This is a genomic window from Robertmurraya sp., assembly GCF_036676585.1.
Lineage (GTDB): Bacteria > Bacillota > Bacilli > Bacillales > Cytobacillaceae > Robertmurraya_A.
This window is the reverse complement of the sequence record NZ_JAKFCQ010000001.1, coordinates 1-13,085: the sequence shown is the minus strand read 5'-3', so window position 1 is coordinate 13,085 and position 13,085 is coordinate 1. Positions and strand designations below refer to the sequence as shown.

Annotated in this window: 11 protein-coding genes; 9 read left to right on the top strand and 2 right to left on the bottom strand. The window is 38.0% G+C overall.

Annotation, left to right across the window (positions count from 1 at the left end; all coding sequences use genetic code 11):
• Positions 1–458: 458 nt before the first annotated feature.
• A complete protein-coding gene (gene ric, locus ACGLXV_RS00055; protein WP_391556970.1) occupies positions 459–1,157 on the bottom strand; it encodes an iron-sulfur cluster repair di-iron protein in 699 nt (232 codons plus the stop codon).
• Positions 1,158–1,391: 234 nt separating this feature from the next.
• Between ric and ACGLXV_RS00050 the strand changes: the two genes are divergently transcribed.
• The 3 genes from ACGLXV_RS00050 (at position 1,392) to ACGLXV_RS00040 (ending at position 3,992) form a co-directional block, all read left to right on the top strand.
• Positions 1,392–2,657 carry a molybdopterin molybdotransferase MoeA gene (locus ACGLXV_RS00050; RefSeq protein ID WP_391556969.1) on the top strand — a complete coding sequence of 422 codons (1,266 nt, stop codon included), beginning with the start codon at positions 1,392–1,394 and terminating at the stop codon, positions 2,655–2,657.
• Positions 2,645–3,172 (top strand): molybdopterin-guanine dinucleotide biosynthesis protein B, encoded by a 528-nt coding sequence (gene mobB, locus ACGLXV_RS00045; RefSeq protein ID WP_391556968.1) that lies wholly within the window; start codon positions 2,645–2,647, stop codon positions 3,170–3,172. The genes ACGLXV_RS00050 and mobB overlap by 13 nt, the downstream gene beginning before the upstream one ends.
• A gap of 97 nt (positions 3,173–3,269) precedes the next feature.
• Positions 3,270–3,992 (top strand): YwiC-like family protein, encoded by a 723-nt coding sequence (locus tag ACGLXV_RS00040; RefSeq protein WP_391556967.1) that lies wholly within the window; start codon positions 3,270–3,272, stop codon positions 3,990–3,992.
• Positions 3,993–4,028: 36 nt separating this feature from the next.
• Here the strand turns inward: ACGLXV_RS00040 and ACGLXV_RS00035 are convergent, their stop codons facing one another.
• Positions 4,029–4,709, bottom strand: a complete 681-nt coding sequence (locus ACGLXV_RS00035; protein ID WP_391556966.1) for a Crp/Fnr family transcriptional regulator — start codon at positions 4,707–4,709, stop codon at positions 4,029–4,031.
• Between the two features lie 285 nt (positions 4,710–4,994).
• Here ACGLXV_RS00035 and argC point away from each other — a divergent pair, with 285 nt between their 5' ends.
• The 6 genes from argC to ACGLXV_RS00005 all read left to right on the top strand — a co-directional run.
• Positions 4,995–6,029: an N-acetyl-gamma-glutamyl-phosphate reductase gene (argC, locus tag ACGLXV_RS00030; protein WP_391556965.1), complete on the top strand. Its 1,035-nt coding sequence runs from the start codon at positions 4,995–4,997 to the stop codon at positions 6,027–6,029.
• 14 nt (positions 6,030–6,043) lie between these two features.
• Positions 6,044–7,276, top strand: a complete 1,233-nt coding sequence (argJ, locus tag ACGLXV_RS00025) for a bifunctional ornithine acetyltransferase/N-acetylglutamate synthase (RefSeq protein WP_391556964.1) — start codon at positions 6,044–6,046, stop codon at positions 7,274–7,276.
• A 13-nt stretch (positions 7,277–7,289) separates the two neighbouring features.
• Positions 7,290–8,063: an acetylglutamate kinase gene (gene argB, locus ACGLXV_RS00020; protein WP_391556963.1), complete on the top strand. Its 774-nt coding sequence runs from the start codon at positions 7,290–7,292 to the stop codon at positions 8,061–8,063.
• Positions 8,060–9,214 carry an acetylornithine transaminase gene (locus ACGLXV_RS00015; protein WP_391556962.1) on the top strand — a complete coding sequence of 385 codons (1,155 nt, stop codon included), beginning with the start codon at positions 8,060–8,062 and terminating at the stop codon, positions 9,212–9,214. The genes argB and ACGLXV_RS00015 overlap by 4 nt, the downstream gene beginning before the upstream one ends.
• A 79-nt stretch (positions 9,215–9,293) precedes the next feature.
• Positions 9,294–10,376 carry a carbamoyl phosphate synthase small subunit gene (locus ACGLXV_RS00010; protein ID WP_391556961.1) on the top strand — a complete coding sequence of 361 codons (1,083 nt, stop codon included), beginning with the start codon at positions 9,294–9,296 and terminating at the stop codon, positions 10,374–10,376.
• Positions 10,369–13,085, top strand: a 2,717-nt coding sequence (locus tag ACGLXV_RS00005) for a carbamoyl-phosphate synthase (glutamine-hydrolyzing) large subunit (protein ID WP_391556960.1), incomplete at its 3' end; no start/stop codon positions are given. The genes ACGLXV_RS00010 and ACGLXV_RS00005, both read left to right, overlap by 8 nt.

Here is a 13,085-nt window from a genome sequence, read left to right as displayed (position 1 = left end):
TAGCTGTTAAAGATTGACTAGGAAAACTTGTGCAATAAGGATTCCTAGTCATTGTCAAGCAACTTAGTATGAACTGAATGAAGATCATCTTAATTAAAACCACTGGATCCATACTTGGACGTCAGATCTAGAATATAAGCCTTTCTACATTGGAATATTAAATGAACAATCAATGGTCTGCATTTCTAATCGTTTACGTTCAGTCTTCCTCGTTCTTCACCTCAAAGGATTACTCTATATGTTTTAAGGATAGAGTCAGCTAATTTAAGTTGATTGGAGCGGAGGGTGGCGACTCCTGCGGGAAAAGCGGGACAGTCGAGACCCTGGACTGAGCGTAGCGAGGGAAGCGGCTCGGCCTCGCCCGCGGAAAGCGTCCACCCGGAGTGGAAATCTACCAGTACAAGTTACATTTTATTCAAACAAAAACTACTTCTGGTATAGAAGTAGTTTTTGTTTTCTTATGAGATGTATCTAGGGAACAAAATATTGTTTTCAAGGTGAACGTGCATAAATGTTTGTTCTTCTAATAATTCAAGTCTTTTGTATACTAGACGGTACGTACCACAAGCATCCATTGGTGGTTGGAAGTCGGATGTAATATCTCTTAGTTCCTTTAAAATTGCTCCAGCATGATCATGTTCTTTTTCTAATTCTGTTATCTCTTTAATCATTTCGTCACGAGTTTCGCCAGTGGTAGTATCAAGCTTTTGTAGCATCGGAAAAACGAGTTCTTCTTCTTTTGCTGTGTGTTCAAGTAATTCCTTTTTTAGTTCGTAAAATAGTTCGTATACCTTTAACAATTCTGGGCGATGGCCACCATGGACCTTTGCCACCTTTGTTACGTAAGGACTTAAGTTAGCGAGTTCTTCTTCTAAAGGACGGTGATAATGTTCAATCACATGGTTAATAATTACGTCAGATGCTGAATCTGTCCATACTGCTACATCTTCTTTAGATCCTTTATACGTATCAAAAAGCTGTTGAAGCTCTTGAATAATTTCATTAGCATCTACTGATTTTTCAGAAGCAGCTTGGTCTAAAGGTATATTCCCACCACAGCAAAAATCAATTCGGTTTCTCTTAAACACGTCTGCTGCTTTTGGAAATTCATTTACTATATCTTTTACTAATGAGTCAGTTTGAAATGGATATGTCATTTTAATTGCCCTCCAAAAATACTTTTTATTTACAAATTAAGAATAAATGATTTTGTCTTACTTTAAGGTGATGTGAATCACACTTTCAAATAAATGTTTTCTATTTTCTTCAAATTGTTATGGGAAGTGCGCTAAAATAAGTTATTAAGTGATGTTTGTCCTGTTTTATAGTTATTTGAATGTTTATAATTACACAGGTGAACAGAGGACCTTACCATATAGGAGTTGATTTAATTGGTTGAAAAAAGAACGCCGATACAAGTTGGTGAAGCAGTAAAGAAAGTGATGTCGTATTTCTTACCAGGCAAGAAAGAATTAGTTTCTATTAACGAGAGTTATAGCCGATACCTTTCCGAGGATTTAGTCGCAACGTCAGATGTTCCCCACTTCAATCGTTCTCCTTATGATGGTTTTGCTATTCGTTCGGTTGATTCAGCAAATGCTTCACTTTCCAATCCTGTTGAATTCGAAGTAGTTGATCATATTGGTGCAGGATACGTTTCAAATAAGGAAGTCGGTGAATTCCAAGCAGTTCGCATTATGACTGGTGCACAGATGCCTATGAATTGTGACGCAGTTGTCATGTTAGAACTCGCAAAAACGAGTGAAAAGAACGGAAAATCATATATGTCCATTAAGCGATCTTATAAACCAGGAGATAATGTTTCTTTCGCTGGTGAGGATGCGAAAAAGGGAGAAGTCCTTGTAAAAAGAGGAACAAAAATCAATCCTGGGATTCAAGCGATGCTTGCAACATTTGGCTATAAGAATGTACCTGTTGCTAAAAAACCTATAATTGGATTATTTGCCACTGGTACAGAACTGCTTGAGGTAGAGGATGAATTACAGCCAGGGAAAATCCGAAACTCTAATACCCACATGATTATTGCTCAAATCGAGCGTTCTGGGGCCGAAGTAAGGTATTTCGGGAAACTTCCTGATGATTTTGAATTATGCTATGAATCGATTAGAAGTGCCATAGTAGAGGTTGATTTATTGATAACTACTGGTGGTGTCTCGGTTGGAGACTTCGATTATTTGCCTCAAATTTATAAAAAGTTGGGGGCGGATGTCCTTTTTAATAAAGTAGCAATGAGACCTGGAAGTGTTACCACAGTAGCACATTTGGATGGGAAAATTTTATTTGGGTTATCTGGAAATCCTTCTGCTTGTTATGTAGGGTTTGAGTTATTTGCGAGACCCATCATTCGTACCATGCTGTATTGTCCGAAGCCACATTTAAGAAGAGAAAAGGCCGTTCTAGAAGTTGATTTTCCAAAAGCAAACCCGTTTACTCGTTTTGTGAGGAGCAAAGTAACAATCGCTGATGGAAAGTTAGTGGCCGCACCTAGTGGAGTAGACAAATCAAATATCGTGATGAGTTTGGCAGGGGCCAATTCATTTATTATCCTACCAGGTGGAACAAGAGGGTATGAAGCCCATACGATTGTTGATGTCTTACTGTTAGAGGATCATGAAGGTAGTGAATGGCCGTGGTAAAACCCGTAATTGTGCAAGTAGTTGGTTTTCAAAACAGTGGAAAAACAACATTTGTCAAAAAACTACTACAAGAACTATCCAAGCAAAATATATATGTAGCTACAATTAAGCATCATGGGCATGGGGGCAAACCTGACGTAGTTGAAAAAAAGGACTCATCGGAGCATATATATTCTGGTGCCTTTGCCTCATTAGTTGAGGGAGAAGGAAGACTTCTTCTTCAAGTAGAGAAGGATGAATGGAATGTACAAGAACAGATCCATATTTTATGTAGCATGAATCCAGAGGTTATTGTAATAGAAGGGCATAAAAATGAAAGATATAACAAAATTGTCCTTTTAAGAAATAAAGAAGATTTTGATGCTCTTAAAAGTTTAGAGCATGTGATGGCGTTTGTAAGTTGCGAACCGTTACATATAAATACGAACGTTCCTATTAGGAACGAAAACGATACAATGACCTGGCTTGTACAATATATAAATGAACAAAGAAATCATGGAAACTGCAAAGTGTAAAAGTGCTTTGCAGTTTTTTGCACTGTGATTCAATTCACTTACTAACACCCTTCATTCTTTTATAGTATAAATAGCTACAACACTAGGAGTGAGGACAATGAAATTATTTTTACCAAAACAGCATGGTGCATGGGCAATGTTAATCATCCCTTTTTGGTTAGGTGTGATTGCTTCCAACTTCCTTTGGCAGCATATCCCTTTCTTTGTGGGGTGGTTACTACTATATTTGGCGACATATCCTATGTTGCTATTATTTAAAAGAAAGAAACTCTCTTTGTATAAAAAATGGACGATTATCTACATGCTACCGGCTTTGTTTTTTCTGCTGTTCCCTTTGTTGACAAGGCCTTCTATTATTCTTTTTGGACTGATCATGATCCCGTTTTTTTGCATAAATGCGTATTTCTCTAGCAAAAACAACGATCGTGCACTAACGAATGATTTAAGCGCCATTATCGTATTTGCAATTGCTGGCTTAGCAAGTAGCTTTTTAGGGGAGGGAGTAGTTAGTTACAAAGCGTGGCTTGCCTTTTTCTCTTCGATTCTCTTTTTTACAGGAAGTACATTCTATGTAAAAACCATGATTCGCGAGAAAAAAAGTGAAGTATACCAACAAATCTCATGGGGATATCATTTGGTGGTGGTCATACTTTGGCTGATTGTTGGCTATTGGATCTTTGCATTAGCTAGCTTGCCAAGCTTACTTAGAGCCATTTTCTTCTATGGGAAGCCTTACTCAGCAAAAAAAGTAGGGATTTTAGAGATTGTAAATGCTGTTTTATTTTTTGGAATGATGACAGTAGCGTTACTAGTATCATAAATAAAGCACTCGGCGTTTCACATCTGCCGAGTGCTTTTAATCAATTTTACAAATATCAATTGGACAATCTTCACAATCAATCTCATCTCTTAAGAACTTCAAATTATGAATAGTAATAATTCCTTTATCGATGGAGATGATGTTATTTTTTCGTAATTCACTTAACAAGCGATTAGCAACTTCCCTGGATGTTCCACAAAAATTTGCTATCTCTTGATTGGTCAAGGGATGATCTATGACAATGCCATGTTCACGAACAATTCCATAACTATTGCATAAACGAATGAGTGTGGAGTACAATGCCCCTTTTTTACCGTGAAGAATAAGGTCTCTAAATTTGGTTTGGTTTCTTAATAGCTGACCGTTTAACCATTTCATAAATTGCAAAGATAAAGAATGATCCTTGCTAAGCTTTTCCTCTAAATCACCCTTATGAATGATTGCAACCTCACCATCTTCTACTATCTTTGCGTCCAACATGTACTTAGGTGAAGCACAAAATAAAGGCATTTCCCCAATAAGCTCTCCAGTAGAGCACATTCGAATGGTCAGTTCTCTTCCATCTGGGACCATTTTGCTGATTTGGATCTTTCCATTTAGAACGACAAATAACTCCTCAGCCTTTTGGCCTTCTTGAAATAAATAATTTCCTTTTTCAATCTTACGTGTATACCTTGCCACTTGTATAAAATCTTGTAGCTGTATGGAAGTATTCATGGAGATGTCACCCACCTGACCGCTTTGCTAGCCACTTTAATTAACTAGTCTAACTGTAAAAAGAAAAATCAATTTCGTCAACCTTAAAACCTCCCAATAGGAGTAATTGTTTATACAGATTTTTTGTTAGAAGTACTAACATTAAAAATAATCTAAAAAAAATGAAAATAGTTTAAAAAATTGGTTGATTTTATTGTTAGCTATTTTTATAATAAGGTACATTAAAACTTATAAAAATTAAATCGAATGATTAAATATGCAATAATATTCAGGAAGGGGTAAGGAATGAAAGTATCAATTATCGGAACAACCGGATATGGTGGAGTTGAGTTGCTCCGTATATTGCACTCACACCCTGAATTCGACATACATTCCATTCATTCAACAAAAGAAGAAGTTGCCATTTCAGATGAATATCCACATCTTTATGGAATTATTGATAAAAAAATGAGCAGCATTGATGCTGATAAAATTGCTGAAGAAAGTGATTTAGTCTTTTTTGCTACTCCATCAGGGGTTTCCTCAAGCCTCGTTGATCAATTTATCGGCAAAGATATCAAGGTCATTGACCTATCAGGGGATTTAAGGTTAAAGGATTCTTCTGATTATCTAAAATGGTATAAAAAAACTCCTGCAAATGAGACCATTGTTGATGAAGCTGTATATGGATTAAGCGAATGGAATAAGGAGCAGGTAAAAGCGGCAAATTGGGTCGCCAATCCCGGATGTTATCCAACAGCTACTTTACTTGGGTTAGCTCCTGTTGTAAAGGAAGGGTTAATTGACCCAAGGAGTATTATCGTTGATGCGAAATCAGGAACCTCAGGGGCAGGGAGAGCAGCTAGTCGAGCAACATTATATGCAGAGGTAAATGAGAATTTTAAAATTTACAAGGTGAATGAACATCAGCATATTCCTGAAATTGAGCAACAGTTAATGCTCTGGAATAGTGAGATTCAGCCAATCACCTTTAGCACCCATCTTCTTCCGTTAACAAGAGGGATTATGGCCACGATGTATGTCCAGCTTTCAGCAGATTGGGAGACAGAAAGAGTTATAGATTTATATCAATCGTATTATGAAAATGAGCCGTTCGTCCGAGTAAGACCACAAGGCTATTTTCCATCAATCAAGGATGTATCAAGTTCGAACTATTGTGATATAGGTTTACACGTTGATAAGAGAACAAACCGATTAACAATCGTATCGGTAATCGATAATTTAATGAAGGGTGCTGCAGGGCAGGCCGTACAAAATGCAAACATCATGTTTGGTTTGGAGAGTCATTCAGGTTTGAAGTTTATGCCACTGTATCCGTAATAGGAGGTTAAGGGATGGAAGCTTTATCGGAAGTGTCACAAGTAAAAAAAGTAAATGGTGGTAGCGTAGTCTCACCAAAGGGATTTTATGCAGGTGGTGTACACGCTGGACTTCGTTATTCTAGAAAAGATGTTGGATTAATATATAGTGAAGTACCTGCCAGTAGCGCAGCTGTTTACACATTAAATCAGTTTCAAGCAGCCCCGCTAAAGGTAACTCAGCATAGTATTCAGGAAAATGGAAAGCTACAAGCGGTGATTGTAAATAGTGCATGCGCAAATGCTTGTACAGGAGAAAGAGGTCTACAAGATGCCTACTCCATGCGAAAGCTGACAGCCGATAAGCTGAACATTGAGGAAACTTTCGTAGCGGTTGCTTCTACAGGAGTAATCGGTGAGTACCTCCAAATGGATCGAATTGCAGCAGGAATTTCAGAAATACAATTTGGTCAAACAGAAGAAGATGCTGAAGGATTTCAAACGGCGATTTTAACAACAGATACATGTATGAAAAGCAGTTGTTACACAACTGAGATTGATGGGAAACTAGTGACGATGGGTGGAGCATCAAAAGGATCTGGAATGATTCATCCAAATATGGCTACCATGCTCGGCTTTATTACTTGTGATGCCGCAATATCTCCTGAGTCTCTAAAGAAAGCACTAAAAAGCGTAACAAATGAGTCCTTCAACCAAATAACAGTCGATGGTGATACATCTACGAACGATATGGTACTTGTAATGGCGAACGGAAAAGCTGGAAATGAGGAGCTTCATGAAGGCCATAAGGATTGGGAAGCTTTCATTGAGTTACTGAAAAATACAAGCCAAGACTTAGCAAAGCAAATTGCACGTGACGGAGAGGGAGCCACAAAGCTAATTGAAGTAAGTGTAAAAGGTGCAGCTTCCAATGACGATGCGCGTAAAATTGCAAAGCAAATTGTTGGTTCCAATCTTGTAAAAACAGCTATTTTCGGTGCTGATGCAAACTGGGGACGTATTATTGGTGCGATTGGTCAAGCGGGTGTCGAAGTGAATGTTGATACTGTAAATATTAAACTTGGTGAAACAACGATGTTATTAAATAGTGTGCCTCAAGTGTTTTCAGAGGATGACGCTAAGAAATATTTAGAAAATGATACGATCCATATTTTCGTTGATTTACAATTTGGAGACGGAGAAGGAAAGGCATGGGGATGTGACCTTTCTTACGATTACGTAAAAATTAATGCGAGCTATCGGACGTAAGGAGGCACATAGGTTGTCAACGATCGTAATTAAATGTGGTGGAAGTGTATTAAACGAACTATCTTCTAGTTTTTTTGAAAGTATAAAAGAAATGAAGAAGAAAGGTTTTTCTGTGGTGATTGTTCATGGTGGTGGACCGGACATAAATGACATGCTTGAGAAGCTAAACATTATTCCTGAATTTGTAAATGGACTTAGGAAAACAACGAAGGAAACCTTACAAATTGCTGAAATGGTGCTCACAGGTAAAACAAATCGTAAGTTGGTCGAACAACTGAATGATTTTGGACTCACAGCTGTAGGGCTAAATGGAAGTGACTCTAATCTAATCCAAGCAGAATACCTAGACAAAGAGCGACTTGGATATGTTGGTAAGGTCCAATCAATTAATAAAGAGCTCATACAATTAATGGTTGAATCGGGACATATACCGGTGATTACACCGATTGCGATAAATAAACAAAATGTAAAGCTTAACGTAAATGCAGATTACGCAGCTGCTGCTGTTGCGATCGGTTTAGAAGCAGAGCAGTGCTTGTTTGTGACAGATGTGGATGGGATTCTCGTAAACAATCAAGTGAAGAAAGAACTTAATAAGCGTGAAGTTAGTGAATTGATTGAAAACGGTACGATATATGGTGGCATGATTCCTAAAGTAGAGTCAGCACTGTCAGCGATAGACATGGGGCTTAAGAGCGTAATGATTGTGAATGGTAAAAAAGGATTTTTTGAGAATGGCAAATGGCTTGGTACTCAGATTTGTAGAAAGGAAGGGATTCTTCAATGAGTGGTCTTTTTCCAACATATGCAAGATGGGAAGTGGAGCCATCTAAGGCTGTAGGTTCCTATTTATACGATAAAAATGATAAGAAATATTTAGATTTTACTTCTGGAATCGGAGTTTGTAACCTTGGACATCAGCCAGAAGTGGTGAAAAAAGCTGTGATTCATCAGCTTGATCAATTCTGGCATGTATCGAATCTGTTTCATCAAGAAAAGCAAGTTCTTGCTGCAAAAATGCTTGCTGATGCCGCTGGATTAGAGGCAGTATTTTTTGCAAATAGTGGGGCTGAAGCCAACGAAGGAGCAATTAAACTCGCAAGAAAAGCAACGGGAAGAACAAAAATTATTACGTTTCAACAATCCTTCCACGGAAGAACTTTTGCGACGATGTCAGCGACGGGTCAAGACAAAATAAAAGAAGGCTACGGTAACATGCTCGAAACATTTGTTTATGTTCCGTTTAACGATATCACGTCACTAAAAGCAGAAATGTCTCATGAAGTGGCAGCTGTAATGCTTGAAGTCATTCAAGGTGAGGGCGGTATTCATGTAGGTGAAGAGGCTTTTCTTAAAGAAGTAGAGAAGCTTTGTAAGGAATATGGTGCGTTATTTGTTATTGATGAAATCCAAACAGGTATAGGTAGAACGGGTAAGCCTTTTGCTTTTCAACAGTACGATTTATCTCCTGATATCGTGACTTCAGCAAAGGGATTAGGAAGTGGATTTCCGATCGGGGCAGTAATCGGTACAGAGAAGCTGGTGACGTTTTTTGGACCGGGAAGTCATGGTTCCACATTTGGAGGAAATCCCGTTTCCATTAGTGCTGCTATTGCTACGATGGAAGCGATCTTTGCTCCTGAATTTTTAGAGTCAGTTGTAAAAAAGGGAGAATACACGAAAACGTTACTTGAACATGAATTAAAGGATATTTCTGTTGTAAAGGAGATTCGCGGCTCCGGATTAATGATAGGTATTGAATTACAAAATTCGGTAGGTTCACTTCTAAAGGATTTAAGAGAAAGCGGATTGTTAGCATTACCAGCTGGTGAAAATGTTCTCCGTCTTCTGCCGCCATTAACTGCAACAGAGGAACAAATAAATGAAGCGGTTAATATAATTAAAATGGTCTTACAAAAATCATATATAACAGCCTAAAATGGCTGCTCTTTTTTACAGGTTATTGCATAAAAATTAAGTTTTGGATATAAATATTCACAATTTACGAGGTGGAACAATGAAAGCATATGTGCATTTAAAAAGTGGTGACACGTTCGAAGGAAAATGGGTTGTCAAAACAGACAATGAACCAGTGTCCGGGGAGATTGTATTTTATACAGGAATGACTGGGTATCAAGAAGTATTGACGGACCCTTCATATAAGGATCAAATCATCGTATTTACGTATCCTCTAATTGGTAACTACGGGATAAATCTTGAAGATTTTGAAAGTAAAAAACCACATGTTGCTGGGGTCATTGTATATGAGGCTTGTATGAATAACTCTCATTACCAAGCTAAATACTCGTTAAGTGAATATCTACAAAAATGGGGAATTCCACTAATTGAACATGTGGATACGAGAGAAGTTGTAAAACAAATCCGTAACGAGGGTTCCATGCCTGTCGTGATTAACACGGATTCTGATAAACCACAATCCTTCGAGCTTGGAGATATGGAAAAGGTATCGAAAGTGTCTTCAACAGAGATCTCAACGGAAGGGAACGAAGGAGATTTTCACGTCGTATTAATGGATTTTGGAAATAAGAAGTCGATTCAACAATCGTTGTTAAATAGAGGCTGCAAGGTAACAACTGTTCCTTACAATAGCTCATATGAAGAAATTAAAAAGCTAAATCCGGATGGCATTTTATTATCCAATGGTCCTGGAGACCCGAAGCATCTCAAACATTTATTGCCTAACATCTCTAAGGTCATTAAAGCGTATCCGACCCTGGGAATTTGTTTAGGTCACCAACTAGCAGGTTTAGCTTTAGGAGCAGATACAAAGAAATTATTGTTTGGACATCGTGGTGCTAATCATCCAGTAATGGATAAGGAAACGAAGACTGTATTTATGACCTCTCAGAATCATAGCTATTACGTTGATGAAAAAAGCTTAGCTGGCACGGGTCTTAAAACTCGATTTTATAATTTACATGATTCAACGATTGAAGGATTTTACCACGAAAGCTATCAGTTAATAACGACACAATTTCACCCTGAAGCAAACCCAGGTCCTTCAGAGGGTGAATATATTTTTGACGAATTTTTACAATTAATTAAAGAAAATAATGGGAGTCAAGTTGCATATGCCTAAAGATCAATCTATCACATCCATATTAGTCATCGGTTCGGGACCGATAATCATCGGGCAAGCGGCAGAATTCGATTATGCAGGCACACAAGCCTGCATGGCCTTAAAAGAGGAAGGGTACCGAGTTATATTAGTAAATAATAATCCGGCTACCATTATGACAGATAGTCATTTTGCTGATGCTATATATTTCGAACCACTTACAGTAGACGTTATCGAGAAAATTATTAAAAAAGAACAGCCTGATGGGTTACTTGCTACGCTAGGTGGACAAACGGGACTAAACCTTGCGTTTCAATTAGCCGAGCATGGAATTCTTGAGAAATACGGAGTAAAGGTTCTAGGTACCTCTATTGAGTCAATTAAAAAAGGTGAGGATCGTTCCGCCTTTCGTCAGTTAATGAACGAGCTTGGAGAGCCTGTACCAGAAAGTAAGATTGTTCATACTGTTGATGAAGCAGTCAGCTTTTCAAAAGAAATTGGTTTCCCAATTATCATTAGACCTGCATACACGCTGGGTGGAACAGGTGGAGGAATTGCATCAAATGAGGAGGAATTCCTCCAATTGGTCCAAGGAGGACTCAAAGAGAGTCCAATCCATCAATGCTTAATTGAAAAAAGTATTGCTGGTTTTAAAGAAGTTGAGTATGAAGTGATGCGTGATGCTTCTAATACATGCATTATCATTTGTAATATGGAAAATTTAGACCCAGTTGGAATCCACACAGGTGATTCAATCGTTGTTGCTCCTTCTCAAACATTAACAGATGAAGAGTATCAAATGCTCAGGTCTGCTTCGATTAAGATCATTTCTGCGCTTGGAATCGTTGGTGGTTGTAATATCCAATTTGCCTTAGATCCGGAAAGTAAGAATTATTACTTAATTGAAGTAAATCCTCGAGTAAGTCGTTCTTCTGCACTTGCTTCAAAAGCAACGGGGTATCCAATCGCTAGAATGGCTGCCAAGCTTTCAGTAGGTTATGAGTTGTCAGAGTTAATTAATCCTGTAACAGGTGATACGTTTGCAAGCTTCGAGCCTGCATTGGATTATGTCGTTGTTAAGTTTCCTAAGTGGCCATTTGATAAGTTCCCAACCATTGAGAGAAAGTTGGGTACACAAATGAAGGCAACGGGAGAGGTAATGGGGATCGACCGAAACTTTGAAAGAGCACTTTTAAAAGCTATTCGTTCTCTCGAAATTAAGGTACAGGATTTAGAGATGTCCTCCTTAAAAACATTAAGTAAAGAACAATTATATGTTGAACTTGCGAAACAAAACGATGAGCGCTTTTTCATCTTAATGGAGCTAATGAGACGTGGGGAAGAAGTAAATACTCTGCATGAATTGACGAAAATTGATTTCTTCTTCCTATACTATATGAAGAAGCTTGCTCAGTTAGAAAAGGAAATTTATGAAGCAACTATCCAATCTGTTACATCGGAACAGTTACAGCTTTTTAAAGAAAAAGGATTTAGTGATCGTTTTCTAGCTGAAGCATGGAATGTGACGGAAGCAGAACTGAGAGAAACACGTAAGAAACACAATATTTTGCCAGCTTACAAAATGGTGGATACATGTGCAGCCGAGTTTTCTGCAGTTACAAATTACTTTTACTCCACTTATTTTGGGAAAAATGAACAAATTCCTTCAGATAAAAGAAAGGTAGTCATCGTTGGCAGTGGTCCGATTCGAATTGGCCAAGGCATTGAGTTTGATTACTGCTCCGTTCACGGAGTGTTTGCTTTAAAAGATGAAGGTATAGAAACGATTATGATCAATAATAACCCGGAAACGGTTAGTACGGATTTTGCTACAGCTGATCGTTTGTATTTTGAGCCGTTAACCGTTGAAGACATTTTGAATGTGTTAGAAGCTGAGGAAACTAATGAGGTTATCATTCAACTAGGCGGTCAAACTGCGATAAACTTAGCGGAAGGTCTTGAACAAGCGGGAGTAACTATTTTAGGTACTGGTTCGGAGGTTATCGATGTACTAGAAGAAAGAGATAAATTTTATCAACTTCTTGATGAACTAGAGATACCAAGACTTGAAGGTCAATTTGTAAACTGTATTGAAGAGCTTAATGAGGCTGCTAACTCCATTGGTTATCCAATCCTCATTCGCCCTTCTTATGTTATCGGTGGAAGAGGAATGGTCACTATTAAGGAATCAAGTGAGCTTCAAGCATTTATTGAAGAGACGGATTTACAGTTCCCATACCTTGTTGATCAGTTTTTACCAGCAATAGAAGCAGAGCTTGATCTAGTCAGTGATGGTGAAAATGTTCTAGCCCCTGTGGTGATGGAACATATTGAACGAACAGGTGTCCATTCCGGCGATAGTTTGTCTGTGTTACCTCCTCACACTTTATCGAAAAAAGTTCAAGAGAAAATGCTTTCTTATGCAACGAAAATTACTACTCATCTTAAATATAAAGGTCTTCTAAATATACAGTTTATTATTGATCAAGAAAATGTATATGTGTTAGAAGTCAATCCACGTGCAAGTCGAACAGTACCGATTATAAGTAAGGTTACAGGTGTACCATTAGTTCAAATTGCGACAAAAATATTGCTTGGGAAATACCGGTTGTCGAAAAATGATGAATCATTGAATTTAAATGATCTCCCATTTGTTTGTGTGAAGTACCCTGTGTTTTCAAATTATGCGTTAAAAGGGTTAGATTCAAAGGTGAGTCCAGAGATGAGATC